This window comes from Bradyrhizobium betae (assembly GCF_004123905.1).
Classification (GTDB): Bacteria; Pseudomonadota; Alphaproteobacteria; order Rhizobiales; family Xanthobacteraceae; genus Bradyrhizobium; species Bradyrhizobium betae_A.
Map to the genome: position 1 here is coordinate 50,574 of NZ_MZXW01000011.1, position 26,205 is coordinate 76,778.

Sequence of the window (26,205 nt, forward strand, 5' to 3'; positions counted from 1 at the left end):
TGTCAGCCTGTCTTGTCAGCCCTGCTTGCACGAGACCACCTTCAGCCGGTAGTCGTTCAGCGTCCCGATGACATCGCGCCCCTCCCCGTCTCGAATCTGGCCGCTGTTTGCACTCAATTTCTTCATGGCCGACATGCAGTCGGGCATCGGACCGTTCGTCGGCGTGTTCCTCCAGGAACGAGGCTGGGCGAGCGGATTGATCGGCACGGCCATGACGATCGGCAATGTCGCGGGCATGCTGGTGACGACGCCGATCGGCGGCTTCATCGATTCCAGCCGCAACAAGCGCCTGTGGGTCGTCATCCCCGGCATCTGCGTGGTGCTGGCCTCTGCGATCATCCTGATCTCGCAGAATTTCTGGGCGGTGACGGCCTCGCAGGTCGCGCAATCGCTGGCGAGCGCTGCGATCGTGCCGGCGGTCACCGGCATCACCCTCGGCATCGCCAAGCAGAAAGGGTTCAATGCCCTGAACGGGCGCAACCAGGCCTTCAACCACGCCGGCAACATGGTCGGCGCGGCACTGTCGGGCTATCTCGGCTACAAATACGGCTATGTCTCGGTGTTCGTGCTGGCGGCCGTGTTCGGTGCCATCGCCATCGCCTGCGTGCTGATGATCCCGGCCAACGCCATCGACGATCGCCAGGCTCGCGGCAGCAAGGAAGACGAGAGCAAGAACCCGCCGGATGCGATGTCCGTGCTCCTCAAGCACAAGCCGCTCCTGGTCCTGGCGCTTGCGCTTGCCATCTTCCATCTCGGCAATGCGGCGATCGTCCCGCTCTACAGCCTCGCGGCGGTGGCCGAGGGCCAGGCCAACGGTCCGAGCTTCGTTGCGACCACCGTCGTTATTGCGCAAGGCGTGATGGTCGTGACGTCCCTGGTCGCCATGCAGGTCGCGGGAAAGCGCAACTACTGGCCGGTGATCCTGGTGTCCTTCATGTTTCTGCCAATCCGGGGCGTGCTTGCATTCTTCGTAACGGGATGGTGGGGCGTGGTCCCGATGCAGGTGCTCGACGGCATCGGCACCGGACTTCAGACCGTCGCCGTGCCCGGCATGGTCGCCCGCTCGCTCGACGGCACCGGCCGCATCAATCTCGGCCAGGGCGCCGTCATCACCGTGCAGGGCGTCGGCGCAAGCCTCAGCCCCGCGCTCGGCGGCTGGATCGCGCAGTGGATCGGCTACGGCCCCACCTTCCTGCTGCTCGGCGGCTTCGGCCTTGCGTCGATGGCGCTATGGCTGGCGTTCGGGACGCACGTGAAGAAGTATTGAAGCGCGATCTCCTCCCTGCAAGTGGGGAGAGAGCATCACGTCCCAAAATTCTTCTGAACCGCCTTGTCGATTGTATCAGCCCCGACGAAGCGCTGGCGCAGCTCGCGCTTGAGCAGTTTTCCGCTTGGGTTCTTCGGCAGGCTGTCGACGAAGATGACGCGCTTGGGCACCTTGAAATGCGCCATCTGGCCGGCGCAATGTTTCACCACGGCGTCCTCGTCGAGCGTCTCGCCGCTCTTGACCACGACGATCGCGGTCACCGCCTCGATCCAGCGTGGATCGGGCAGGCCGACCACGGCGACCTCCGAAACCGCTGGGATGCGGTAGACCATTTCCTCGACCTCACGGCTCGCGACATTCTCGCCGCCGGTCTTGATCATGTCCTTGACGCGATCGACCACGGTGATGTGGCCCTCGTCATCGACGGTGGCGAGATCGCCGGAGTGAAACCAGCCGCCGGTGAACGCGGCCGCGGTCTTGACGGGATCGTTGTAATAGCCGGAGAGCAGATGCGGCGAGCGGTGCACGATCTCGCCGACTTCGCCGACTTTCACATCTTCCATCGCCGTGTTGACCACGCGCGTCTCGACATTGAGCACGGGCTTGCCGGCCGAGCCCGCCTTGCGCAGTTGGTCCGCAGGACCCAGCACGGTCGCGAGCGGCGCGATCTCGGTCTGGCCGTAGAAATTCCAGAATTTGACATTCGGCAAACGGCGCTGCAGTTCGAGAAGGACCTCCACCGGCATGATCGAGGCGCCGTAATAGCCCTTCTGCAGGGTAGACAGGTCGGTCTTGTCGAAATTCGGCGAGCGCAGCATCGCGATCCAGATCGTCGGCGGTGCGAAGAACAACGTGATCTTGTGCGCCTGGATCAGCGCCAGGATGTTGTCGGCGGTCGGCTTGCCCGTGATGATGCCGGAGGCGCCGAGATACACTTGCGGCCCCAGGAAGACGTCGAGCTGAGCGCAGTGATAGAGCGGCAGCGCGTGCAAAAACTTATCATCCACGCTCATGCCGCCGTCGATGATACAGCTGACATACTGCCACATCACGGCCTCATGGGTCAGCATCGCGCCCTTGGGCAGCGATTCCGTGCCGCTGGTATAGACGATCTGCGCGAGGTCGCGGCTGTCGACGAAGGCCTCCAGGTACGAGCCGTCGGCATCAAGGAGATCGTCGAAGGTGGTGAGGCCCGTGGGCGCCGTGGCGGGATCCTCGCCCGGCAGCCAGATCATCTTTTCGACTGCGCAATCCCTGGCGCTCGCCGCACGCGCGGGCTCGACGAAATCCGGCCCGGTCGCGAGCAGCTTTGCGCCGGAGCTCTTGAGGATGAAATTGATCTCGTCCGGATTGAGCATGAAGTTGATCGGCACCAGCACGGCGCCGATCCGCGCCAGTGCGAAACGCAGTGCTGCAAAAGCATGCGAGTTGCGCGAGAGTACCGCAAAGCGGTCGCCCTTCTTGACGCCGAGACCGAGCAGGCCGCGGCCGAGCCGGTTGCAGATCGCGTCCATCTCGGCGAAGGTCCAGCTCACCCTGCCGCAGCTCACCGCGAGCTTGTTTGGCTCACGGCCCGCCGAGCGGCGCAGCAGATCGCCGATCGAATGCTCGCGCGCTTTCGCGATGGTTGCCGCGGTGTCGTTCGACATTTCCACTCCCCAGACTTTGCGATTTGCGCAAAGGGTAGTCGGCGCTGCCGGCCGCGTCAAATTGCCTGACCGGCGGCGTCATGACGCAAGAATTGCCGCGTCGCCGGAGCAAGCTTGGGCCTGTGCACCAATTATAATATCGGGGGAAATGTCATGCATCGGATCGCGCGCGCCGCTTTTGCGGCGGGGCTGCTGTCTGCATCTTTCATCGATCCATCGTCTGCCCAGCAGACCCCACTCAAGATCGGTGTGCTCTCCGACTTCTCCTCCGTCTATTCCGACATCGGCGGCCAGGGCAATGTCGAAGCCACCAAGATGGCGATCGAGGATTTTGGTGGGCAGATGTTCGGCAAGCCGATCGACATGGTCTCGGCCGACGTGCTCAACAAGCCCGACGTCGCCTCCACCATCGCCCGCAAATGGTGGGAGACCGAAGGCGTCGACATGATCATCGACCTGCCGACCTCGGCCACCGCGCTCGCGGTGATGGAGTTGTCGAAGCAGTACGAGAAGATCATGATCGTGACGGACGCGGCGAGCTCCGACATCACCGGGAAGTCCTGCTCGCCCTATACCGCGCACTGGACCTACGACACCTATGCCAACGCCCACACGGTGGGCAGCGCCATCGTCAAGAACGGCGGCGACAGCTGGTTTTTCCTTACCGCGGATTATGTGTTCGGCCATTCGATCGAGCGCGACACCGGCGACGTCGTGAGGGCCGCGGGCGGCAAGGTGCTCGGCAGCGTCAAGCATCCGCTCAATACGGCCGACTTCTCGTCCTTCCTGCTGCAGGCCCAGGCCTCCAAGGCCAGGATCATCGGGCTTGCCAATGGCGGCGGCGACACCATCAACGCCATCAAGCAGGCCGGCGAATTCGGCATCGTCGCCAGCGGCCAAAATCTCGCGGCCATTGTGATGTTCATCTCCGACGTGCATAGCCTGGGGCTGAAGCTCGCGCAGGGGCTGATCATCACCGAGGCCTATTACTGGGATCTCAACGACAAGACCCGCGCCTTCGGCAAGCGTTTTCAGGAGCGCGTCAAGCGGATGCCGACGATGAACCAGGCCGCGACCTACAGCGCGACGTTGCACTACCTCAAGGCCGTGCAGGCCGCGGCTACCCGGGACACCAAGACGGTGATGGCGAAGATGCGCGAGCTGCCGGTGAAGGATGCCTTCACCGACAGCGGCATCCTGCGCGAGGACGGCCGCATGGTGCACAGCATGTTCCTGTTCCAGGTGAAGAAGCCCGAGGAGTCGAAGGGCCTGTGGGACTATTACAAGCTGCTGGCCGAGGTCCCCGCCGACCAGGCGTTCCGGCCGCTGAAGGACGGTGGCTGCCCGCTGGTGAAGTGAGGCGTCTTCGCGCCTCTCTCAGAGCTTGTGTCCCTTCTGGCGCAGCGCCTCGGTGAGGCGCTGCTTCAGTTCGTCGGCGGCCTTCTGGCTGACGTCCTGGCTGATCTGCGCAGCTGCCTGCGCCAGCGCATCGGACTTCTGCAGGAATTTCTGGCCCGCAGGCTGAGAATAGAAAGCCTCGATCTGGCGCAGCTCATCGACGCCAAAGCTTGCGGCGTAGAGGGCTGCGATCTGGTCAGTCATCGAGGCGAGGTATGGAGTGTAGATATCCGAGCCGGGCGCCGTCAGCGCGTCGTAGTCGCGCTCGATCTCCGGCCTGTCCTGCGCCACCACCGGCCGGAGCTTGAGCAGGAGCTGCGGCAGCAATGCACGGTACTGATCCGCGATCTTCAGGGTGACCACGAGCTTGCGTGCAGCGGCCATCGCCTCAGGCGATGGCGCCTGCGCGGAGACATTACAAACGAGGAGCAGCAGGGCGGCGGCGATCATTAGCAAACGTCTGGACATGAACCACTCCGTCGGAAGTCTCCACGAGAATGCTGGCTGGCGCGCTCAAGGTCTCGCGGGCGCCTCTGCCGGCGCGCGGTCCAATGCCGTGTCGGCCTCCTCGACCTCCGTCACCTTCACGAACAGGTTCGGCACGCGTTCGGCGCGGTCGAGCAGCCAGGCAGCGCCGATCATGATGACGATGCCGACGGCGGAGACGGCGAGCTGCTCCCAGACGCCCTTGGTGTACTGGGTCAGGATCCAGTGCGCCGAGAACGACAGGAACACGCCCAAGCAGAAGATCGGCAGCGAATGCTGGCCACACAGGATTACGGGCCGCAGCCAGGTCACATGCCGCGCCCGCCATTTGCGCGAGACGAAATAGGTCACCCAGATCGCCAGCGCCAGGAAGTGCGTGAAGCGCAGCATGTCGAGATCGGTCTTGTCGATCGGATAGATCGCCTTGATCATCCATTTCGGAATCAGGGCTTCGAGCGCCGGGAGGTGCCAGGTCATCACGATCAGCAGCGCGAAGACGAGCCATGCGGCCGCGAGCGCCATCGCCGCTCTCGACCACACCCATGTCGCGACCTTCTCGATCTGGCCGATGCCGCACCAGGCCGCGAACACGAACATCAGCTGCCAGCAGAACGGGTTGAAATACCAGGTCGTGCCGGGCGGATAGGAGGCGACGTTCCAGTCGAACCAGCGCGACAGCACATAGAGCACCGCGGAGGCCACGAGCGTCAGGTTCGGCCGGCGCACCAGGCACCACACGATGAAGGGCGAGGCGAACACCAGCGTGATGTAGAGCGGCAGCACGTCGAGATTGACCGGCTTGTATTTCAGCAGGATCGCCTGCCCGATCAGCTCGTCCGGATGCGACAGGAAATTGAACACGTTGAACTCGTGCTCGTACATCGGATTGTCGAAGCGGCGCGCGGTGCGGGCGATCTGCGCCGTGAACAGCAGGAACAGCATGATGTGGGCGACATACATCTCGAGCGCGCGCCGCCACAGCCGTTTCAGCGCGGCGAGAAACCAGCCGCCGGCGACGATCGGCCCGTAGATCCAGCCGACCAGATAGCCGGAGATGAAGACGAAGAACTCGGCGGCGTCGCTGAAGCCGTAATTGCGCAAGGTCAGCCACGCCACGACGTCGTGCGGGATGTGATCGAGGAAGATCATCCACAACCCGATGCCGCGGAAGAGATCGAGCCGCAAATCGCGCTCGACCGGCGCAAGCAGAGCTGACTGGTCCCGTGTGATCATGGCCCCGCCTCTTATCGTGGGCGTCGCGCCATCGCGGCGCCGGCAAAATGGGATGCTAAAAAATGTAAAACAAAAGTCACCTGGCCCTGCGGCTAGTGGCAACGGTAGCCGACCGCAGCGGCCGTGCAAGGGCTGTTTCTGCGACCGGCACGCGGCAGCGCCCCATCAAAAAAGGTCGAAAACAACCCCATGCACAGTAGAGGTGGCCTCGTAAGTCATTGCTTTGCTTAGGAAACCTGGATGACCCGTCGGGCAAAAAATCGGCCTGACGGCACACCATGAAGGACAGTCAGGTCAGCTCGCCGCCCCTCGCGAGCGCCTCGTTCAGCAGCGCCTCGGCCTTGTGCTGGAGCGGCAGCGCACCGCTTTCGGAGGCGATCGCGATGGCCGCCCGCAGGGCGACGATGATCGCGGCCTTGTTCGCGGCATCCGAGGCTGGCGTCACGATGGCCTCGCCAAGCAGGGCCTCGGCCTCGAGCCCCGAAAACCCCTGCTGGCGGGCAGTGTTGCGCGCCTCGCGCAGCATATTCTGTGCGGCATTGACGTCGCCGAGACGCCAGGTGGCGAGCGCGAGATAGATCGAGCTGCGCAGCACCGCCGAGGTATAGCCGACCGCCTTCGCCTCCTCGCGCGCCTCGGCCAGCATGCCGCGCGCCCGGTCGAACAGCCCCTGCTCCAGATAGGCGATGCCGAGATGACAGGCGAGCACCGGCACGAACAGGCGGATGCCGTGCTTCTGCGCCAGCACAAAGCCGTCTTCAAGGATGGCAGCGGCCGCCGCCGGATCGCCGCGGCCGAGCATCAGCCAGCCGCCGCTATAGGCGGCACCGGCCCGATCATAGGGGCGATCGGTCTCGGCCGCGATCGCGGACGCCTGTTGCTGGAGCTGCGCGGCGGTATCGAGTTCGCCCATCACGGTGTGGGTAAAACCCTTCATCATGCAGCAGAGCAGCAGCAAATATCTTGGGGTCGTCCCGATCGGAGCACTGGCGTCCGGGCCCGCCAGCTGGGCATGAGCCAGCGCCAATGTCTGCACAGCTTCGCGGTAGCGGCCGGCGAGGAAATAGGCCTGTCCGAGACCGTATCTTGCAAGATTGAGCCAACCCTGATTGCCCCACTCCTCCGCGAGGCGGACCACCTCTTCAGACACCACGACCGCCTCAACCGGTGCTCCATAGAAGTTCTGCGCGCCGGCTCTGACCGTCATGGCGGCAACCCTGCGCCCGATGTCGTCGATCGCGCCGGCCCTTCGCTCGGCCTCTTTTCCAAGGTCGAGCCACTCGGCCACCTGGCCGGACGCGATGAAGGCCGCGCGTGCTTCCATCCGCAGGTCGATCGCATCGGTCTCCCGCAAAGGCGTCATCGCGGTCTTGTCGAGCGCGCCCATCGCGATTTCGAAATAATTCGCCGCGTCGGAAAAGGCCGACCGGCTCAGGCATTTTCGTCCTGCGCTCTTGCCGTGAACGAACGCCTTGTACCAATCCTTGGCCCGCACCGCGTGATAGCAGAGCGTATCGGGCTCATCCGTGGACGTTCCGTCGCTCTCGAACGTCGCAAGCACGCGCGCATGAATGTCTTCGCGCACCTTGTCGACCATCGAATCGTAGGTCACCTGGCGGACCATCTCGTGCCGAAATTCGAGCGCGTCATCCAGTTCGCTGTCGATTCTCACCAGCAGCTCGGCGCGATCAAGCGCCGCGAGGCCATCCTGAAGGGCATCCTCGGGCAGCTCGGCGAGCTTACGCAGCATGGCGACGCTCGATCTCGGCCCAAGCGCGGCCGCGATCTGCAACACGGAACGTTCCTGACGCGACACCCGATCAAGGCGCGCCGCAATCACGCCCTGGATGCTGGAGGGAATGCCGAGTTCCTCGATCGGGCGCACGAGCGCGAGATCGCCCCACTGGCCGCGGAGCGTTCCGCTGTCCCGCAAGCCCCGGCAGACCTCCTCGATGAAGAGAGGGACGTTGGCTGTGTGCGAAATGATCCGGTTCTTCAGATCGTCGTTCGCCGCGGAAGGACCGAGCATGTCGGCCAGCATGGCCAGCCCGGAATCGTCGTCGAGGGGCCGCATCGCGACGACCTCGGCACGGCAGCGCGCGATCCAGACCGGCATGCCGTTCGGCCTGGAGGTGAGGAGCACGAGAAGATCGGGCGCCTGCAGCGAAGCAATCGCAGCCATGACCGTATCGCTGGCCCGGTCGATCCAGTGCAGATCCTCGAGCAGAAGCACCGTCCGTTGACGGCGGGCGATGCCATCGACGATGGCGCAGCTTGCATCGGAGATCGCACGTCCTCTCGCGTGGGGCTCGAGCTGATTCCATTGCGGATTCGATATCGGCAGATCGAGCACCGCGTCGAGGGCGCAGCGCTGAATCTCCCCGAGGTCCTCCCTGATATCTCCAGGGCCGTCGGGGTCCCTTGCAGCGGTCTCCAGAACCGAGAGCAAAACCCGCTTGAGCGTGCTGAACGAAGCGCCCTGGAGATTCGGGCTGCACTCGGCATCGATCATGCGCCAGCCCTGCCCCCTGAGTTCCTGGACGAACTCGTGTGCGAGCCGCGATTTGCCGATGCCGGCGTCGCCGAGCAGCAGGACCGTCTGCCGGTTCGATCTGGCGTTCTCGACGGCACGCGCCAGCAGCGCCCGCTCGGTCGTGCGATCGACGAACCGGGAGACGCTGCGCGCCCGTCGCACCCGCCAGCTCGACAGGTCACTCGCACCCACGATCCGGTAGACCGGCACAGACTGGTTGAAGCCCCGTAGCAGCTTGCCGCCGAGAAACTCGAAGCGGACGTGACCCTCGGCAAGCTCCTGGCAGGCCTGCGACACGTAGATCTGATTCGCCTCGGCCGCCGACTCCAGTCGGGCGGCCAGATGCTGGGCCGCCCCGCCGATCTCGTAGACCTTGGAAAACTCGCTGGCGACCATGTAGGCAACGACATGGCCGGAGTGGAGACCGACCCGAACCTGAAGTCCGGGGTCACCCAGGCCAGCGACGCGCCGGACCAGCTCGATCGCCGCGTGGCACGCCAAGGGCGCGTGATTGTCGTCCGCGATCGGGGCGCCGAACACCGCTGCGAGCCCGTCGCCCAATTCCTTGCTGACGATGCCCCCGAATTGACGCACCGCCCCCCTCATCGCGGCCAGGGCCGGCTCCAGCCGCGAGACCGCCTCCTCCGGATCGAGCTCGGCGACCAGCCCGGTTGAATCAATGACGTCGGCGCGGAGGATCGTCACGAACCGGCGTTCGCTGTCCGGCTCGGAACGCCGCACGGCCACCCCGCATTTGGAGCACCAGCTATCGCTTGGGTCGATCGTCGACTGGCACGCGACACAATGCATTTCAGTGCCTTACAGAAAGTCACGGCGCCGTCTGTTGCCAACCGGCGCTCACGAAGAGCCTGACACAAGATTACCCATCGCAGGATTCGTGGCAATCAAACTTGCAAACCAGTATGGCTGCATCTCCGGCGGGCGGATATCTGGACGAAGCACATTTTTGAGTGATACCGTTTTGCGCGCGCGAGAATGGGGCCGCGCGCTCTGGGGGCGCTGAGGCCTTCATTCCGGCCGACGAGCTTTGCCGGGCTGCAAATGGCCCTGATTGATTAGATCATAGCGAAGGACAAGGCGATGGGCGGAAGGACATACAGCGGCAAGCAGTTCAGAGACCTGATGAACAGCAATTATTACCCGCTGGCGAACATGAAGAAGAGCGTGGCCAAGCTCAAGGCATCGGACCAGATCGATCTGCCGACCCTGGAGTACGGCCAGTATCACCTGATCTTGAACCCGGCATCGAGCTGGCCGCAGGGCAGCGCCAAGTACTGGCACAAGGAGAAGGGCCGGGCCCGCGTCGATCTCAGCACCCAGCCGAACACGGTCGCCCTGTCCAAGGACGAGCCGGGCGTGATCCCGCTCACGCGATGCGACCTGCTCGATGCCTGCGTGCGGAAGTGCTTCAATTCCGAGCCGCCGATCCCGATGAAGACCAACATCATCGTCCACGCGCCGAGCGACGCCTATGCCCACCGCCACGAGATCCGGCTGGAGTGGGAGTACAAGAAGGGCTCGGACAAACCGACACTGCTCTATCTGACGATGGTCTGTCCGCACCGGGATTGATCTTCGGCCGCCTTTGGGTCGGTCCGTAATCATTGTCATCGCCTCTCGCGCGCCCGGCGTGCGGGAGGCATTTGCTTTCCGGGCCGTCCGAGCTGTCGCCACAGCCGCAACGTGTCGCGCCTGTCCCAGCTGTCGTCATGGGCGTGTCGCACGAAGATGATTCGTTGCTGTCGATAGCGTGCGCGAGTCACTTCACCGAAGTGACCGTCGCGCGCTTTGACAGGAGCGGCCGATGCCCGTTGGACTGCTGGAGGTCGAAGGCACCATTGCCGTCAAGCAGTTCTGGCCGGAGGGACGGTCGGACGCCGACACCACCAAGGTCGTGGTGAACATCGCGCCGGATGCGATCCGCTTCCGCAAGAACGATACCTCACCGTTCCAGCCGACCCATGTGTTCGAGGGCGCCAAGGTCAAGGGCCGCACCGCGACGGCGCCGATCAAGAACGGCAAGCTCACCATTCGCCTCCAGGGCATCGACGCGCCCGAGCTGCACTACATGCCCTCGCCGCTCTCGCCCGCCGAGAAGAAGGGGCTGACGGACGCCAAGAAGCAGGCCTATCACGAGGTCACCCATTCCTACCGGCAATTCCTCGGCGCGACGTCGAGCAAGGCGCTGCATGATTTCCTCTCTGGCGCGGGCGAAGCCACGCTCGCCTGTCGGGTGTTCACCCATGTCGATGCGCCGAACGAGGTGTTCGACACCTATGGGCGGCTGGTCGGCGACATCGAGGTGACGGTCGGCGGCCACACGATCGACGTCAACCACTGGCTGGTCGAGCAGGGCTTTGCCTATCCGACGTTCTACTCCTCGATGAACGACGACGAGATCAAGGCCTTCCTCGCGCTCGCCAAGACCGCGCGCACCAGGAAGCTACCGGTCTGGAAGAACCTCGCCAAGACGATTGGTGCCTTCGACTTCGAACTGCGCGAGCCCAAGGCGGGCGAGATTGCCGTGCTCGCGACCGACAAAGGCGCGATCATCCTGCCAAAGCTCTACCGCCGTTACACAAATTGGTCCGCGCGCAAGAAGGCGAAGATCACGAGCCAGAATTTCCAGAAATTCCTGAGCGAAGGATCCGGCGGCAAGCCCGACACCTGCTACGAGATCGACGATTTTCTGGCGAACGGCGTGCACTCTGCCACGCCGCGGAATTTTGCGGAGTTCGTCGAGGCCGGGAAGACGATCAAGTTTCAGCCGGAGGGGCTGGTGTTTGGGGAGGCGCCGTCGAGCCTGGTCGGGGCGGATGGGAAGCCGATCAAGGCGTTTTGAGCGGGCCGCGAACAGAAATGATTCGCGCAAGACTGTCTCTGCGTTGCAAATCACTTACCGCGCGTCGTGTCATCCCCGAAAGAGAACTGCGCGGCTATTGCCGCGCGGTGTGAGTTGGTGCGGCAGTCCTGGATTGACGGCCTGGAACATGCCTCGTGGCGAGGGCTGAAAGCCAGATGGCCCCTTGAGCCCATTCAGAACATAGCTGCACCTGGAGAGAATTTGATGGAAGCCCGCGTAAGGAAGTTTTTCGAGCGATACGAGAGCTTTTTCAATCGGTCCCTTGCCGGCGACATAGACATGGATGAGATCGCATCGCTTTATGCCTCCGACTTCATTGCGGCCTCGCCCGCCGGGGTCATCACCGGAAAGAACGACGATCAACTCAAACAAGTCATGGCGCAAGGCTATGCACGCTATCGGGCGATAGGAACGAAGGAAATGCGGATACGCAATGTCCGCCTCTCCCCAATAGACGAACATCATTGCGTGGCCCATGTTGCGTGGACGGCAACCTATGCCCGGCAGGATCGGGCGGTGGTAGCGATAGATTTTGATGTCCACTACCTGGTCCAGAAGCTGGATGGGGAGCCGAAGGTTTTCGGCTGGGTGTCAGGCGATGAGCAGGCGCTTTTGAGGAAGCACGGTATCATCTGAAGTCCACTTTCCACGCTCTCTTGTCATGGGCGATGGCTCCGCGAATTTCGGATCGTCCCCCAAAGCGGACCACGCGAGGCCGACTGGCCGAGTTTGGCGCGTTTCGCAGCGAGACGCTTACCCATCTGAGGTGGCCGCACCGAGCAAGGGGCTCGTCGTGGCTCGAGACGGCCAGCGCGCCATCCCCAAACAAAAATGGCCCGCTCGATGCGGGCCATTTTCGCATCGGATTGCGGCGACAGTTCACTTAACTGGCGGTTTCACAAATGGAGTGCAACACGTTGAACTTCATTTTGTGAAACCGCCCTCTCCATTAATTGTGGACCGGCCGCATCTGACGGCGAATCGAAACCGGCGGCCTCTCACTTGCAGGGAGCCTGCGCGATCATCCGAGCCTGTTCGAGGAAGTTCTGCACGGGCACGGTGGCCGGGTGGGCCTCGTCCTCACGTGCATCGGTGTCGTATTTGTGCACCACCACCATGCCGGATTTGGGGATGACCAATATCCATTGGCCGAAATAGCCCCAGGCGAGATAAGAGCCTGCCAACGGCGAGTCATCCGGCAATTCGGGAATCCACCACAGGAGCCCGTAGGACATGCGGCGGCGAACGGCTGATGGCGGATGCATCTCTGCCGAAGGCGTGACCGGCCTTGTGATCAATTGCGTCCAGCCGGCCGGCACGATCCGGCGTCCCTGCCATTGGCCTTCCGCCATCATCAGCTCACCAATGCGCGCCATATCGCGGGCCGAAAGATAGAAGGGATAAGCGAGGTGGGTTGAACGCGAAAGCCTGCCGGTGCGGCGATGGCGCTCGCGGACGAAATCCTCCAGGCCCAGGGGAGACGCGATCTCCTGAGCGAAGGCATCGTAGAGATTGCGTTGCGTGCGCTGCTCGTAGATGTCGCCTGCGACGTTGAAATCCCAGTTGTTGTAGAGAAAATATTGGCCCGGCGCCTGCGAGCCGCGCGGAGGTGCGCCCGCCGCGTCGTCACCGGGATTGGCGGCCGGATGATAAACCCCCGAGCGCGCCGCGAGCAGATCGCGCACCCGCGCCTGTCGCTCGAGCGGCAGCAAGCCGCCGAGATCATCGATACCGAGCTCGGCCAGCGTCGCATCGAGATCGACACGACCGTCCGCCACGGGTTGTCCGTAGAGTATCGCAAGCAGGCTTTTTCTCACCGACCGAACGAGAGACGGACGGGCGATGGGCCCCTCGCTAAAGACGATCTGATCGCCGCGCACCGCCATGAATGTGGTCGTCGCCTGATTGCGCAGCCTTTCGCGGACCTCCGCCAAGACGGCACGGCACTCGGCGCTTTGGGCAGCCTGGCCATCGGTGCGCCAATATGTGGATGGCGGCGGCGCCGTGCCCGGCTCCGACGGTCCGCCAACCTCATCAGGCGTCGCATTCGCGGGACCGCTCCATCCGACCGGCGGAGCGAGGGTGAAAGCGAAGGCAGCCAGGGCAATGATGCGGCGCAGGTAAGACATGGCCGATGTTCTGCCGGGAACGAGAGCCAAAAGCAAAACGTAATTGCGGTGACAGTCGTGGACCGCACCCCGCAAGTGAGACACGATAATTACAGTGACAGGTTATCCATGGGGATGACCGATGACAGACAAAATGGCGAGCACTGAATTCGACGCGCCACTAGTTGGCGCCACGGAAAAACCGGTTCAGCTCGTGTGCGGTCTGTTGCGGAAGCTCCTCCGGGAAGAAGTGCCCTCCATCTAGCGCCTTTCCTTCCACGTCATCGGCCCAACTCCGCCACAGCCCCAAGGGGCCACCCTCGCTCGCGTACCACGAAGCCAACGGGCCGTGGCCGCTCCAGAGGACGAGGACGGGACAACCGATCCGGCGGCCGGAATTGCGGTCCGCCGAATCGTGCTCGTGATCAACTGTCGCGGCCGCGCGGTATTCCTCGCAAATCGCGTGAACATGTGCCTGATCGCTCAACGCTTCGACATAGGCGGCCCGGACCGCCGGACTGAAACTGCCCGCTGCGGACCCCCAGCCATGGAGCGCATTGTCGACGACGGCATCGGGAGCTGCCGACAATAGCCGTTCGGGAAGCGGCTCCGGCTGCGCAAGCAACGACCACGGCCAATAGCCGACCGCCAGGTTCTTGTCGGCACGTTCCCAGGCATCGGCGATCGGGACGACGTCGAGGACTGCAAGCCGCTCCACGCGTTCGCCATGGTCGAGCGCGAGCCGGTGGGCCACACGGCCACCGCGGTCATGGCCCGCAACCGAGAAACGGTCGAAGCCAAGCTTGGTCATGACGGACACCATGTCCCTTGCCATCGCACGTTTTGCGTATGGCGCGTGGTCCGCCCTGGAAGGAGGACAATCGCTGCGGCCATATCCGCGAAGATCGGCGCAGACCACGGTAAAGTGCTCGGCAAGCAATGGCGCAACGCCGCGCCACATCAGATGGGTCTGCGGAAATCCGTGTAACAGGAGAACGGCCGGTCCTGAACCGGCCCGACGGACGAAGATGCGTGCTTCCTCGGCCTGAACGTCGGCTGCGACGAATTCCTCGAACTTCATTGGACCGGTCCTTCCGAACGACGGCAAGCCGACAAATGAGTGCCGGGCACAGCCCGGCAGGTCCCATATTGACGCCCGGCGCCATTCTCGGTTCCGTCCGAATGCCGTCTTCGCGGGGTAATCGCTCTTGCGCCTGGCACGTATGCGAACGCAACTACGATGACAGTGCATTTAACTATCGCTGAGGCTGTCCATTAAGTGCACTGTGACCGTTATTCTGAGACGATCAGCGTCCGACTCGCGAGACAAACGGTCCGCTTGACGCAGACCATTTCATCGGGCCTCGCGACACTACCCCAGAATCGCCCAGCCATGCGGCGGCAATGTCAGGTCAGTCCTCGCCGCCTTTCGACAAGTGGCAATGCCGGCGAGAATATCCGGCGGGCCATCGATCGTGCGCACCAACGGTGCATCGGCGAGGTTCAGCGCGACCCGTATCTTGTTGTCCTCATGAAACGCCTCGAACATCAGGTGGGTATTGCCGAGTTCGACAATGCGGCTGCGCGCCCGGTGCAGCCAAGGGTGCCGGCGCCGCAGGGCGAGGAGCTCCTGATGAAGCCGATAGATCGGCCAGCCGAACGGCGCCAGATCCGCCGGCGTCGCGGGAAACGCCGGGCGGATCGCATCGTCGCCCCCGGCGCGATGCTCCTTGATGCCCCGGAACGCCTGTTCGTCGCCCGCATAGATCGACGGCGTGCCGCCGATGGTCATCAGGACGACCAGCGCGTGGGCCAGATGCCGCTCGTCGCGAAGCTGGCTCGCGATGCGCGTGACATCGTGATTTCCGACGAAGGTCTGCGGCACGAAACTGTCGAGCATGTCATTGTGCCGGCCAAGCGCCCAGGCGAGCTCGAACAGATTGCGGTCGTTCAGCGCACTCCAGATCGCCTTCCACAGCTCGTATTGTGTCGCCGCATCGACGCCGGTCTCGCGAACGAAGCCTGCGTAATCGCCGTGGATCACCTCACCGAAAATATAGGCGTCAGGATGCCGGGCGCGAACCACGGGAAGAACGTTCCTCCAGAACGGCTGTGGGACGGCATAGGCGGCATCGAGCCGCCAGCCGCCGGCGCCACGGTCGAGCCAATGCGTCATCACGCGGGTGACGTGGTCGACCACGGCAGGATCATCATGATTGAGGGTGACGAGCTGATGATGACCTTCGAACATCGCGTAGTCGGGTTCTGCGCCGGGAGCTGCGTCCGCCGGCCATGTCAGATGAAACCACGACGCCTCCGCTGATTGCGGACCGCCCGCGATCGCGCGTTGAAAGACCGGAAAGTCGCGGCCGACATGATTGAACACGCCGTCGAGCAGAACACGCAGGCCGCGGCGATGCGCGGCCGCGATGAAGGCGTCGAAATCGGCGCCGTCCCCGAGGCGCCGGTCGATCTGAAAATGATCGGTCGTGTCGTAGCCATGGGTCGACGAGGCGAAGATCGGCCCGAGCATGATGCCGGACACGCCAAGATCCGCGGCATAGTCGAGCCAGGCTGTGAGCCGGCCAAAGCGGTGCACGACACCACTGCACGCCGTGGCCGCGGGTTCGGCCCCGACAAAGCCAAGCGGATAGACATGCCACCAGACCTCCCCGCCCGGTTCGGTCGCATCCTGCCGTTCATCCGTCAAATCGATCACCGCCTTTTTGCGAGCATCAGGACGATCGCACCTGTCGACGACAGGATTTGAGCAGACCTCAGCAAGAACAAGGCCGATCACCTGCGAATGGGGCGCGACACCACAGCACAAACAAAAATGGCCCGCACGAGGCGGGCCATCTTCTTATCGGATCCGGTAAAATCCGAATTTGGTTGCGGGGATAGGATTTGAACCTATGACCTTCAGGTTATGAGCCTGACGAGCTACCGGGCTGCTCCACCCCGCGTTAACTGGTGCACGCCTTCGTCAAAATGCCGGGGACGGTAGATGGTGGGCCGACGCGGTACGCGTGGCTTGCTTCGTCCGTCCCAAAGGCTTCCTTGGAAGGCAACCCCGGGGCAAAGCCTCGTTGGGTGCGGGGGGTATGTACCAACCCGGGGTGCCTTTGGAAAGGGCTGCGGGGACGTTTTTTTCGACTTTATGACAGCGCGGTGGGCGGATTTCCGGCCGGTTTGACGCAGTCTTGCCAGAAGTTCCACAAAGGGCCAGCTTGCGGCAACAAAACGTGGGGCAAACGCCAGTATTAGGGAGGAGCGGCATGGACCAGACCCTGGACCGATTCCCGTCGAGCGCGCCGTGCCACGCCCTCGAAGCCGCCTTCCCTGCCATGGTCGCGCGATCGCGGGCCGAGGCGGCGCCTGATCTCGCCGCACGACTGGACCGGCTGGCGCGCCTGCGCGCGGTGGTGGCCGACAACGAAGAGCGCTTCCGGCAGGCGATCTCGGCCGATTTCGGCCATCGCTCGGCGGTCGAGACCACCATCGCCGAGACCATGATGGTCTATGGCGAGATCCGGCATGCGACAAAACATTTGAAGAGCTGGATGGCGCCGCAGCGCATCGCCACCGCGCTGCAATTTTTGCCCGCGCGCAACCGGCTGATGCCGCAGCCGCTCGGCGTCGTCGGCATCATCGCGCCCTGGAATTATCCGCTCCAGCTCACGCTGGCGCCCGCGATCGGCGCGATCGCCGCGGGCAACCTCGTCATCATCAAGCCGAGCGAGCTGTCGCCGCACTTCTCCGCGCTGCTGAAGGAGATGGTGGCAGCCAGGTTCGATGCCACCGAACTGCTCGTCACCGGCGTTGAGGATGACGTCGCAAAGGCGTTTGCGAACCTGCCATTCGATCATCTCGTCTTCACCGGTTCGACCCGGGTCGGCCGGCTGGTCGCGGAGGCCGCGGGGCGCAACCTCACGCCTGTCACGCTCGAGCTAGGCGGCAAGTCGCCCGTGATCATCGACGCCTCCGCGGATCTCGAAGAGGCGGCCGAGCGCATCGCCTACGGAAAACTGCTCAACGCAGGCCAGACCTGCATCGCGCCGGATTACGTGCTGGTGCCGGAAAATTCCGTGCAGGCCTTCGCCGAAAAAGTGCGCGCACAGATGCGGCGCATGTTCGGCACCGATCCCGCCAACAAGGACTACACCTCCGTGATCTCCGACCGGCATTACGCACGGCTGGAAGGTCTCGTCGCGGATGCCGCGAGCCGCGGCGCAAAGATCCTGCAACCGGCAAAGCCGGACGATCCCAACTGGAAGGCGCATCGCAAATTCCCGCCGACGGTGATCCTCGGTGCGACCGAAGCCATGGCCGTGATGCAGGAGGAGATCTTTGGGCCGGTGCTGCCGGTGCTCGGCTATCGCGATCCCGCTGATGCGATCGCGCTCGTCAACCGGCGTGACCGGCCGCTGGCGCTCTACTGGTTCGGCAAGGACCGCGCAGCCCGTGACGAGGTCCTTGCGCGAACCATCTCCGGCGGCGTCACCATCAACGACTGCCTGTTCCACTTCGCGCAAGTCAACCAGCCGATGGGCGGCGTCGGCGCGTCCGGCACCGGCGCCTATCACGGCGAATGGGGTTTTAGGACCTTCAGCAAGCTGAAGCCGGTGTTCTACCGTTCAAAATTCAACCGCCTTGCCGACCTCTATCCGCCCTATGGCGGCAAGATCGCGCGGCTGGAGAAGATGATGCGGTTCATGTCTTAGGTATCAACGCCGTCATTGTGAGCCAACGGGTCCGCGCAAAGCGAGGCCCGATGACAGGCTCCGCGAAGCAATCCGGGCTGTCTCCGCGGTGGGATTCTGGATTGCTTCGCTTCGCTCGCAATGACGAGAAGAAAAATGGGGGAAATATACGTGACTGACACATTCGATTTCATCGTCGTGGGCGCGGGCTCCGGCGGCTGCGCGGTGGCGGGGCGGCTGTCGGAAGATGTGGCGACATCCGTGGCGCTGCTCGACGCGGGCGGGCGGAACGACGATTGGCGGATCACCACGCCGTTCGGGCTCGCGCTGCCATACACCGCGGCCAACTGGGCCTTTGATACCGTGCCGCAGAAGGGATTGAACGGCCGTATCGGCTATCAACCGCGCGGCAAGGGGCTCGGCGGCTCCTCGGCGATCAACGCCATGGTCTACATACGCGGCCACAAATGGGACTATGATCACTGGGCCTCGCTCGGCAATGAAGGCTGGTCGTATGCGGACGTGCTGCCCTATTTCAAGCGCTCGGAGAACAATGCCGATTTCGACGGCGAATATCACGGCAAGGACGGCCCGCTGCATGTCAACAGACTGCGCTCGGATAATCCGATCCATGATGTCTTCCATCAGGCCGCGCGCGAGGCGCAGTTCCGCATCCGCGAGGATTTCAATGAAGAGGACCACGAAGGGCTCGGCAGCTACCAGGTGACGCAGCACAAGGGCGAGCGCTGGAGCGCGGCACGCGCCTATCTGCAGCCCCACCTAGACAAGCGCGCGAATCTGCGCGTCGAGACGGGGGCGCATACCACGAAAATCCTGTTCGAGGCCGGGCGCGCGGTCGGCATCGAATATATGCAGGGCAAGCAGACAAGACAGCTGCGCGCCCGCCGCGAGGTGATTCTTGCCGGCGGCGCCTTCCAGTCACCTCAATTGCTGATGCTGTCGGGCATCGGCGACGGCGATGCGCTTCGTGCGCACGGCATTGGCGTCGTGCATCATTTGCCGGGCGTGGGGCGCAATCTGCAGGATCATCCGGATTTCGTGTTCGTCTACGCCTCCGACTATCCGCATTTCGTTCACGCCTCGCTCGGTCGGTTGCCATCCCTGCTCCGCGCCATCCAGCGCTACCGCCGTGAGCGACGCGGCCTGATCACCACCAATTTCGCCGAGTGCGGCGGCTTCCTGAAGACCCGAGCCGACCTCGACGTGCCGGACATTCAACTCCACTTTGTCATCGCGATGCTCGACGACCACGGCCGCAAGAAGCACAAGGAGGCAGGCTTCTCATGCCATGTCTGCCTGTTGCGGCCGAAGAGCCGCGGCAGCGTCTGGCTGAAAAGCGCCGATCCGCTCGCCGCACCCATGATCGATCCGAACTTCCTCGGCGAGGAAGAGGATCTCCAGACAATGGTCGCGGGCTTCAAGACCACGCGACGGCTGATGGAGACGCCTGCGCTGCGCGCGTTGCAGAAGAAGGACATGTTCACGTCGGATGTGAAAACGGACGACGACATTCGCGCCATCCTGCGCAATCGCGTCGACACCGTGTATCACCCTGTCGGCACCTGCAAGATGGGCACCGATGCGATGGCCGTGGTCGATCCAAAGCTGAAGGTGCACGGCGTCGACGGCCTGCGCGTCGTCGATGCCTCGATCATGCCGACGCTGATCGGCGGCAACACCAACGCGCCTGTTATCATGATTGGGGAGAAGGCGGCGGATATGATCAGGGCGGAGATGCGGTAATGTGAAGCGGCCGCGTCATACTCCGCCGTCACGAGGATGGTTTCTTTACCGGCGTCAAATAGTCATGGGATCACCGCAATCCCTGAGCCTCGGGAGCAAAAATAGGAACGATTTTAGCGATCTGAAACCGGAACGATCGGTTCGCGTTCATTCGTTCCATCGGGGTCTCTTTGCTCATGAACAGTTTCGATCTCACGATCTACGCCGCACTCGCCATTGCGATCGGCTTCGGTTTCAGGACCGGCCTGCTCGGCAGCGCCATGACCATCCTCGCCTATCTGCTCGCCGCCCCCATCGCGGTTGCACTGATGCCGCTGATCGTCCCGCAGCTCGCCAGCAATCCGAATCCGCCGCTGCTGCAGAACTGGATGTGGTTCTTCGGCATCTTCGTCGTGGTCGGCATGCTGCTCGGATATATCGGCCGCCTCGCGCTGAGCGACACGATCCGCGACGCCGGGATCGGCGATCGCCTCGGCGGCGCTGCGCTCGGCGCCATCAGGGTCGGCCTCGTCGCCACCACGCTGGTGCTGGTGTTCGACCAGATCGTGCCGGCCAACCGCCAGCCGCCATTCCTCGCCGGTTCGCATCTGCGGCCATTGTTCTCGGCGGTGGGACAGATGGGCTTCAAGACGCTGCCGCCGGAGGCGACGTCCGCGATCGACCGCCTCAAGCAGGAGCGGCACATCTAGGGCGCGATAAGATCGCGCTCTTATTTGGGCATGATCTATTCGGAAAACCGCGACACACTTTTCGCTAACGCGCCCTCGGGTCCGGATCATGCCCGTTTGCATCGCAGCGCCTTCCGCCATGCATTTTGACGCGGCTCCCTCCCTTATCAGCGGCACCGCGATTGGCTAGAGTGCCGGCCGTTCAAAACCTGCCTGACATTACGGGAGTGAAACAGTGGATCTTGGGATCAAAGGTCGCCGCGCCATCGTCTGCGCATCCAGCAAGGGCCTCGGCCGCGCTTGCGCCATCTCGCTGGCCGAGGCCGGCGTTGACGTCACGCTGACGGCGCGCGGCGCCGAGGCGCTGAAGAAGACCGCCGACGACATCCGCAAAGCCTATCCTGGCGTGAAGGTCACCGAGATCGTCGGCGACATCACGACGCCTGCCGGCCGCGAGGCCGTGCTGAAGGCCTGCCCCGAGCCGGACATTCTGATCAACAATGCCGGCGGCCCTCCGCCCGGCGATTTCCGCAACTGGACCCGCGACGACTGGATCAAGGCGATCGACGCCAACATGCTCACGCCGATCGAGCTGATCAAGTCGACCGTGGACGGCATGATGGCGCGCAAGTTCGGCCGCATCGTCAACATCACCTCGGCCGCGGTGAAGGCGCCGATCGACATCCTCGGCCTCTCCAACGGCGCGCGCGCCGGCCTCACCGGCTTCATCGCCGGGCTGTCGCGCAAGACCGTGATCAACAACGTCACCATCAACGGCCTGCTGCCGGGCCCGTTCGAGACCGACCGCCTGACCGGCACCGCGAAGGCCGAAGCCGACAAGCGCGGCACGACGCCCGAGCAGATTTTAACCGAGCGCGCGAAACTCAACCCCGCCGGCCGCTTCGGCCAGCCCGACGAGTTCGGCTATGCCTGCGCCTTCCTGTGCGGCGCCAAGGCCGGCTTTATCACCGGCCAGAACATCCTGCTCGATGGCGGTGCCTTTCCGGGAACGCTGTGAGAGCAGTCTGGTACGAACAGACGGGACCGGCGGCGGACGTTCTCACCTATGGTGAGATGGCGACGCCGGTCGCGGGCCCGGGCGAAGTCCGCATTCGCCTGGAAGCCTCCGGCGTCAATCCGGCCGATGTCGGCCGGCGCGGCGGCTCCTATCGCGCGATGGAGTTTTCGCGCGTGATTCCGAACAGCGACGGCGCAGGGTTTGTCGACCAGGTCGGCGATGGCGTGACGCGCTTTGGGGTTGGCGACCGCGTCTGGCTGTTCAACGGCCAGCGCAACGGCCGCGCCTTCGGCACGGCGGCCGAATATATCGCGCTCGCCGAGCATCTGGTGACGCCGTTGCCGGAACATCTTTCCTTTGCGGAAGGAGCTACGCTTGGCATCCCTGCGATGACGGCGTGGTGCTCGCTGTTTGCGGACGGACCGATCGTCGGCAAAACCGTGCTGGTCACCGGCGGTGCCGGCGCGGTCGGCCACTATGCGGTGCAACTGGCGAAATGGGGCGGCGCGCAGGTGATCGCGACCGTCAGCTCGGCGATGAAGGGCGAGCAGGCGCGGCTGGCCGGCGCCGATCTGGTGGTCAATTACAGGGACGAGGACGTCGTTGCGAAAGCGATGGCTTTTTCCGGCGGGCGCGGTGTCGATCGCGTGGTCGACGTCGATTTCGGCGGCAACATCGCGACCACGCTGAAGCTGATGGCGATGAATTCGACCATCGCGGTCTATGCCACCAATGGTAACCGCACGCCCGTGGTCCCGATGCGCGAGCTGATGGAGAAATGCATCGCGCTCCGCGCGCTGGTGCTGTTCGCGCTGCCGCCGGCGCTGCTTGCGGCAGCGCAGGCCGACATCACGAAATGGCTGGCAGCAGGGCCGCGCATCCACAATGTCGCGGCGCAGTTCGCGCTGTCGGATACGGCGCAGGCCCATCTCGCCGTCGAGAAGGGCGACAAGCTCGGCACCGTGATCGTCGACTGCGCGCGCTAGGTGCTGGTTGGAAGGTGTTGCTACGCAGACGGTGCGCTCCCTCCCCCGCTTGCGGGGGAGGGTTGGGGAGAGGGTATCTCCGCAACGAGACAATCCCCTAGTGGAGAGAACCCCCACCCGGCGCTTCGCGCCGACCTCCCCCGCAAGCGGGAGAGGTTGCACCGAGACTGCCGTCCGATTGATTTAACCCAACTCACTTTACGACACCGGCGTGGTTCGCTCGTCGGTCCAGTCGATGCCGAGCTCGTCCATGCCATCGGCCAGCAGATCGCCCAGCATCGGCTCGCCCAGCAGGTATCGCACGGCCTCGCGCCGGGGCGCCTTGAATTCGGCACGGGCCTCGATGGCACGGCCGCGCAGATCGTCCCACTCCTCCACATCGCCATCGCCGCGACCGAGCCACATCAGCGTGACGAGGTCGAGCTGCTCGTCCTCGTTCAGCGCCTGGATGAAGCCGGAGAGTTCGGCAGCGACCGGATCGGAATTGGTGTCCTCCAGCACATCGATCTCGTCATCGTCGGCAGCGTTGGACCCCGAATCCGGATCGGAGGCCGCTTCCTTGACGTCGAATTCGCGCGCCTTCTCGATGATGAAGGCCACCTTCTCGGCGGAAATCGCAAGCTCTGGCATTGGGTCTCCCCTTGGGCTGTTCCCGGGTTCCTCCGATAACGCGACATCGGAGCAGATGATCCATTGTGTTCGATGGTGGAAACCCGCATCTTTCGCGAAAGCAGGAAAATGGGAAAACGCCCGATGCAGTGGACAGTCGGCGAGGTCAGGATCACCAGGCTGGTCGAAATGGAGACGGTCGGCTCGACCCGCTTCATCCTGCCGGCCGCGACCAACGACGAAATCCGCAAGCTGCCCTGGCTGATCCCGCATTTCGCCACCGAGGAAGGCCGGCTGAAAATGTCGATCCACGCGCTGGTGGTGGAGACGCCGACGCGCCGCATCGTGGTCGACACTGGTTTGGGCAACGACAAGCAGGGCCGCGGCGTCCCGGTCTGGAATAACCGCAGCACGCCGTTTCTGGAGACGATGATCGCGGCGGGCTTTCCGCCTGACAGTATCGACACGGTACTGTGTACGCATCTTCACGTCGATCATGTCGGCTGGAACACGAGACTGGTCGATGGCAAATGGGTGCCGACCTTTCCGAAGGCGCGCTATTTGTTCGGCAAGATTGAATATGAGTACTGGCGCAACGACACGGCCGAGCCGGACAAGGTCGCGGTGTTCGACGACTCCGTGAAGCCGGTCGTCGATGCCGGCCAGGCCGAACTGATCCCGAGCGACCACCGGCTCTGCGAGGAGATCAGCCTGATCCCGACCCCCGGCCACAGCCCCGGGCACATGAGCGTCCTGATCGAATCCGGCGGCGAGCAGGGACTGCTCACCGGCGACGTCGCCCATCACCCCTGCCAGATGGCGCATCTCGACTGGTGCTCGGTCGTCGACAGCGATCCCGCCCAATCGGCGACCACCCGGCACAAGATGTTCTCGCGCTTTGCCGATACCCCGACGCTGGTGATCGGCGGGCATTATTCGGCCGGGCACATCCGGCGGGATGGGGATGCGTTCAGGTTTGTGGCGCTGGGGTGATCTCCGTGTCCCGGACGCGGCGCAGACTAGGCGATGCGTAGCATCGTCCGGCAACGCTGCTCCGCAGAGCCGGGACCCATGTTGCGGCATTCCGGGTCCCGGCTCTGCGCCGCACCGCTACGCGCTGCGTCGCGTCCGGGACACGCAACCCAACAGCCCCGCCCACCGAATTGAGGGGGCTGCAATGCGCTCCTCTTTCGGCGGTTGAATTTCCCGCCGCCCTGTTCCATGAAGCTATTTAACCGATCGGTCCATCCTAGGGAGAAACGAGAATGAAGCTTGTTCGTTATGGCGAAAAGGGTGCGGAAAAACCCGGCCTGATCGACAAATCCGGCCAGTTGCGCGACCTGTCCGCCCATGTGAAGGAGCTGACCGGCGAGGCCTATTCGCCGGAGAGCCTGAAGAAGCTGGCCGCGATCGACCCGGCCTCGCTGCCCGCCGTCTCCGGCAAGCCGCGCTTCGGCGCGCCCGTCACCGGCATCTCGAAATTCGTCGCCATCGGCCTCAATTACAGCGACCACGCCAAGGAAACGGGAGCAGCAATCCCGACCGAGCCGATCATCTTCATGAAAGCCAACACCTCGCTGTCCGGCCCGAACGACGTGGTCGAGAAGCCGCGCGGCTCGACCAAGCTCGACTGGGAGGTCGAGATCGCCGCGATCATCGGCACCCGCGCCAAGTACATCTCGGAAGCCGATGCGCTGAACTACGTCGCCGGCTATTGCGTCTGCAACGACGTCTCGGAGCGTGCCTTCCAGACCGAGCGCCTGGGTCAGTGGACCAAGGGCAAGTCGCACGACACCTTCGGCCCGGTCGGGCCATGGCTTGCCACCAAGGACGAGATCAAGGACGTGCAGAACCTGTCGATGTGGCTCGACGTCAACGGCCAGCGCCGCCAGACCGGCTCGACCAAAACCATGATCTTCTCCATGGCCAAGTGCATCTCCTATGTCTCGCAGTTCATGACCTTGCTGCCGGGCGACATCATCACCACCGGCACCCCGCCCGGCGTCGGCCTCGGCATGAAGCCGCCGACCTTCCTCAATGTCGGCGACGTCGTGACGCTGGGCATCGAAGGCCTCGGCGAGCAGCGGCAGGAGATCGTGGCGGCGTAAGGCCGCGATCTGCACACTCGTCATGCCCGGGCTTGTCCCGGGCATCCACGTCTTGCGGTCTAGTCCCGCGGAAGCACGTGGATGGCCGGGACAAGCCCGGCCATGACGGAGGAGATACCGTTCGCACAAAGCTGACCGCAAGGAATCGCCCGCCATGAAACTCTCCTTCTCCGCCGCCTCGCCCTTCGCCCGCAAGGTGCGCATCGCCGCGATCGAGCTCGGGCTGATCGACAAGATCGAGCTCACGCCGGCAACCGTCGCGCCGGGCACGGCCAACGAGGATTATTCGAAGATCACGCCGCTGAAGAAGCTGCCGGTGCTGATCACCAATGATGGCGACGTCATTCTGGATTCCTACGTCATCGTCGAATATCTCAACGAGATGGCCGGCGGCAGCCTGATCCCCGATTACGGCCCGCGGCGCTGGAAGGCCAAGACCAATCACTCGCTGATCAACGGCATGCTCGATTCCATGCTGCTGTGCCGCTACGAGAAGATGGTGCGGCCGCAGGGCCTGCAATGGCAGGCCTGGTCGGACGACCACTGGAACCGGGCCTGGACCGGCATGGCGCGCTTCGAGAACATGCCTGAAGTTCTCGACGGCCCGTTCGACATCTCGCAGATCGGCCTCGTTTGCGTGCTCGGCTATGCCGACTTCCGCTTCGCCGATTGCGGCTGGCGCAAGGCCTATAGATCGGAGAAGCGTAGTGATGGGCAAGAGGGTGTCAGGTCGTGGTGTTCTTGGTGTGTGGCGGGCGTATCGTGATAACAAAAGTCAGTCAAGTAGATTT

General features: G+C 63.7%; 21 protein-coding genes and 1 tRNA gene. 13 read left to right on the forward strand and 9 right to left on the reverse strand.

All coding sequences use genetic code 11. The features are described 5' to 3' along the window. Positions 1–124: 124 nt before the first annotated feature. Positions 125–1,267, forward strand: a complete 1,143-nt coding sequence (locus B5V03_RS05805) for an MFS transporter (protein WP_245502168.1) — start codon at positions 125–127, stop codon at positions 1,265–1,267. 35 nt (positions 1,268–1,302) lie between these two features. On the opposite strand, the gene B5V03_RS05810 is transcribed toward B5V03_RS05805, so the two are convergent. Next, positions 1,303–2,916 (reverse strand): acyl-CoA synthetase, encoded by a 1,614-nt coding sequence (locus tag B5V03_RS05810; RefSeq protein WP_129268321.1) that lies wholly within the window; start codon positions 2,914–2,916, stop codon positions 1,303–1,305. A gap of 153 nt (positions 2,917–3,069) precedes the next feature. Here B5V03_RS05810 and B5V03_RS05815 point away from each other — a divergent pair, with 153 nt between their 5' ends. After that, complete coding sequence (locus B5V03_RS05815; protein WP_129268322.1) at positions 3,070–4,275, forward strand: ABC transporter substrate-binding protein; 1,206 nt, start codon at positions 3,070–3,072, stop codon at positions 4,273–4,275. An 18-nt stretch (positions 4,276–4,293) separates the two neighbouring features. Here the strand turns inward: B5V03_RS05815 and B5V03_RS05820 are convergent, their stop codons facing one another. The 3 genes from B5V03_RS05820 to B5V03_RS05830 form a co-directional block, all read right to left on the reverse strand. Then, positions 4,294–4,782, reverse strand: a complete 489-nt coding sequence (locus tag B5V03_RS05820; RefSeq protein WP_129268323.1) for a DUF2059 domain-containing protein — start codon at positions 4,780–4,782, stop codon at positions 4,294–4,296. 45 nt (positions 4,783–4,827) lie between these two features. Beyond that, complete coding sequence (locus tag B5V03_RS05825; protein WP_129268324.1) at positions 4,828–6,033, reverse strand: OpgC domain-containing protein; 1,206 nt, start codon at positions 6,031–6,033, stop codon at positions 4,828–4,830. A 289-nt stretch (positions 6,034–6,322) separates the two neighbouring features. Beyond that, the gene (locus B5V03_RS05830; RefSeq protein WP_129268325.1) at positions 6,323–9,376 is read right to left on the reverse strand and encodes an ATP-binding protein; all 3,054 of its coding nucleotides are present in this window, start codon (positions 9,374–9,376) and stop codon (positions 6,323–6,325) included. 291 nt (positions 9,377–9,667) lie between these two features. Between B5V03_RS05830 and B5V03_RS05835 the strand changes: the two genes are divergently transcribed. The 3 genes from B5V03_RS05835 to B5V03_RS05845 all read left to right on the forward strand — a co-directional run bounded on the left by B5V03_RS05835 (position 9,668) and on the right by B5V03_RS05845 (position 12,086). After that, the gene (locus tag B5V03_RS05835; protein WP_129268326.1) at positions 9,668–10,159 is read left to right on the forward strand and encodes a hypothetical protein; all 492 of its coding nucleotides are present in this window, start codon (positions 9,668–9,670) and stop codon (positions 10,157–10,159) included. Positions 10,160–10,391: 232 nt separating this feature from the next. After that, complete coding sequence (locus B5V03_RS05840; RefSeq protein WP_129268327.1) at positions 10,392–11,429, forward strand: thermonuclease family protein; 1,038 nt, start codon at positions 10,392–10,394, stop codon at positions 11,427–11,429. Positions 11,430–11,654: 225 nt separating this feature from the next. Further along, positions 11,655–12,086 carry a DUF4440 domain-containing protein gene (locus tag B5V03_RS05845; protein WP_129268328.1) on the forward strand — a complete coding sequence of 144 codons (432 nt, stop codon included), beginning with the start codon at positions 11,655–11,657 and terminating at the stop codon, positions 12,084–12,086. Positions 12,087–12,448: 362 nt separating this feature from the next. Here the strand turns inward: B5V03_RS05845 and B5V03_RS05850 are convergent, their stop codons facing one another. The 4 genes from B5V03_RS05850 to B5V03_RS05865 form a co-directional block, all read right to left on the reverse strand. Next, the gene (locus B5V03_RS05850; protein ID WP_164987809.1) at positions 12,449–13,654 is read right to left on the reverse strand and encodes a serine hydrolase domain-containing protein; all 1,206 of its coding nucleotides are present in this window, start codon (positions 13,652–13,654) and stop codon (positions 12,449–12,451) included. Positions 13,655–13,739: 85 nt separating this feature from the next. Beyond that, positions 13,740–14,639, reverse strand: a complete 900-nt coding sequence (locus tag B5V03_RS05855) for an alpha/beta fold hydrolase (RefSeq protein WP_129268330.1) — start codon at positions 14,637–14,639, stop codon at positions 13,740–13,742. A gap of 291 nt (positions 14,640–14,930) precedes the next feature. Next, entirely contained in the window at positions 14,931–16,277 is a 1,347-nt protein-coding gene (locus tag B5V03_RS05860) for an alpha-amylase family protein (RefSeq protein ID WP_245502169.1), read from the reverse strand. Between the two features lie 170 nt (positions 16,278–16,447). Then, positions 16,448–16,524, reverse strand: a tRNA-Met gene (locus B5V03_RS05865). A gap of 312 nt (positions 16,525–16,836) precedes the next feature. On the opposite strand from B5V03_RS05865, the gene B5V03_RS05870 reads away from it, so the two are divergent. The 5 genes from B5V03_RS05870 to B5V03_RS05890 all read left to right on the forward strand — a co-directional run bounded on the left by B5V03_RS05870 (position 16,837) and on the right by B5V03_RS05890 (position 22,697). Continuing rightward, entirely contained in the window at positions 16,837–18,282 is a 1,446-nt protein-coding gene (locus B5V03_RS05870; RefSeq protein WP_164987810.1) for a coniferyl aldehyde dehydrogenase, read from the forward strand. 150 nt (positions 18,283–18,432) lie between these two features. Beyond that, positions 18,433–20,025, forward strand: coding sequence for a GMC family oxidoreductase (locus tag B5V03_RS05875; RefSeq protein ID WP_164987811.1), 1,593 nt, complete (start codon positions 18,433–18,435; stop codon positions 20,023–20,025). 176 nt (positions 20,026–20,201) lie between these two features. After that, positions 20,202–20,714: a CvpA family protein gene (locus B5V03_RS05880; RefSeq protein WP_129268333.1), complete on the forward strand. Its 513-nt coding sequence runs from the start codon at positions 20,202–20,204 to the stop codon at positions 20,712–20,714. 214 nt (positions 20,715–20,928) lie between these two features. Next, positions 20,929–21,711, forward strand: coding sequence for an SDR family oxidoreductase (locus tag B5V03_RS05885; RefSeq protein ID WP_129268334.1), 783 nt, complete (start codon positions 20,929–20,931; stop codon positions 21,709–21,711). Next, positions 21,708–22,697, forward strand: a complete 990-nt coding sequence (locus B5V03_RS05890) for an NADPH:quinone reductase (protein ID WP_129268335.1) — start codon at positions 21,708–21,710, stop codon at positions 22,695–22,697. Before B5V03_RS05885 ends, B5V03_RS05890 begins: the two co-directional genes overlap by 4 nt. Positions 22,698–22,895: 198 nt before the next feature. On the opposite strand, the gene B5V03_RS05895 is transcribed toward B5V03_RS05890, so the two are convergent. Beyond that, positions 22,896–23,327 carry a DUF3775 domain-containing protein gene (locus tag B5V03_RS05895; protein WP_129268336.1) on the reverse strand — a complete coding sequence of 144 codons (432 nt, stop codon included), beginning with the start codon at positions 23,325–23,327 and terminating at the stop codon, positions 22,896–22,898. Positions 23,328–23,450: 123 nt separating this feature from the next. Between B5V03_RS05895 and B5V03_RS05900 the strand changes: the two genes are divergently transcribed. From B5V03_RS05900 to B5V03_RS05910, 3 genes are all read left to right on the forward strand, one after another. Continuing rightward, positions 23,451–24,299, forward strand: coding sequence for an MBL fold metallo-hydrolase (locus B5V03_RS05900; RefSeq protein WP_164987812.1), 849 nt, complete (start codon positions 23,451–23,453; stop codon positions 24,297–24,299). Between the two features lie 272 nt (positions 24,300–24,571). Then, on the forward strand, positions 24,572–25,414 hold the full coding sequence (locus B5V03_RS05905; protein ID WP_129268338.1) for a fumarylacetoacetate hydrolase family protein: 843 nt from the start codon (positions 24,572–24,574) through the stop codon (positions 25,412–25,414). A gap of 154 nt (positions 25,415–25,568) precedes the next feature. After that, entirely contained in the window at positions 25,569–26,180 is a 612-nt protein-coding gene (locus B5V03_RS05910) for a glutathione S-transferase family protein (RefSeq protein WP_245502170.1), read from the forward strand. The last annotated feature ends 25 nt before the right edge of the window (positions 26,181–26,205 follow it).

Coding starts and splice junctions, on each gene's coding strand:
- B5V03_RS05805 (WP_245502168.1), top strand. CDS start 125: ATGGCCGACATGCAGTCGGGCATCGGACCGTTCGTCGGCGTGTTCCTC.
- B5V03_RS05810 (WP_129268321.1), bottom strand. CDS start 2,916: ATGTCGAACGACACCGCGGCAACCATCGCGAAAGCGCGCGAGCATTCG.
- B5V03_RS05815 (WP_129268322.1), top strand. CDS start 3,070: ATGCATCGGATCGCGCGCGCCGCTTTTGCGGCGGGGCTGCTGTCTGCA.
- B5V03_RS05820 (WP_129268323.1), bottom strand. CDS start 4,782: ATGTCCAGACGTTTGCTAATGATCGCCGCCGCCCTGCTGCTCCTCGTT.
- B5V03_RS05825 (WP_129268324.1), bottom strand. CDS start 6,033: ATGATCACACGGGACCAGTCAGCTCTGCTTGCGCCGGTCGAGCGCGAT.
- B5V03_RS05830 (WP_129268325.1), bottom strand. CDS start 9,376: ATGCATTGTGTCGCGTGCCAGTCGACGATCGACCCAAGCGATAGCTGG.
- B5V03_RS05835 (WP_129268326.1), top strand. CDS start 9,668: ATGGGCGGAAGGACATACAGCGGCAAGCAGTTCAGAGACCTGATGAAC.
- B5V03_RS05840 (WP_129268327.1), top strand. CDS start 10,392: ATGCCCGTTGGACTGCTGGAGGTCGAAGGCACCATTGCCGTCAAGCAG.
- B5V03_RS05845 (WP_129268328.1), top strand. CDS start 11,655: ATGGAAGCCCGCGTAAGGAAGTTTTTCGAGCGATACGAGAGCTTTTTC.
- B5V03_RS05855 (WP_129268330.1), bottom strand. CDS start 14,639: ATGAAGTTCGAGGAATTCGTCGCAGCCGACGTTCAGGCCGAGGAAGCA.
- B5V03_RS05870 (WP_164987810.1), top strand. CDS start 16,837: ATGGACCAGACCCTGGACCGATTCCCGTCGAGCGCGCCGTGCCACGCC.
- B5V03_RS05880 (WP_129268333.1), top strand. CDS start 20,202: ATGAACAGTTTCGATCTCACGATCTACGCCGCACTCGCCATTGCGATC.
- B5V03_RS05895 (WP_129268336.1), bottom strand. CDS start 23,327: ATGCCAGAGCTTGCGATTTCCGCCGAGAAGGTGGCCTTCATCATCGAG.
- B5V03_RS05900 (WP_164987812.1), top strand. CDS start 23,451: ATGCAGTGGACAGTCGGCGAGGTCAGGATCACCAGGCTGGTCGAAATG.
- B5V03_RS05905 (WP_129268338.1), top strand. CDS start 24,572: ATGAAGCTTGTTCGTTATGGCGAAAAGGGTGCGGAAAAACCCGGCCTG.
- B5V03_RS05910 (WP_245502170.1), top strand. CDS start 25,569: ATGAAACTCTCCTTCTCCGCCGCCTCGCCCTTCGCCCGCAAGGTGCGC.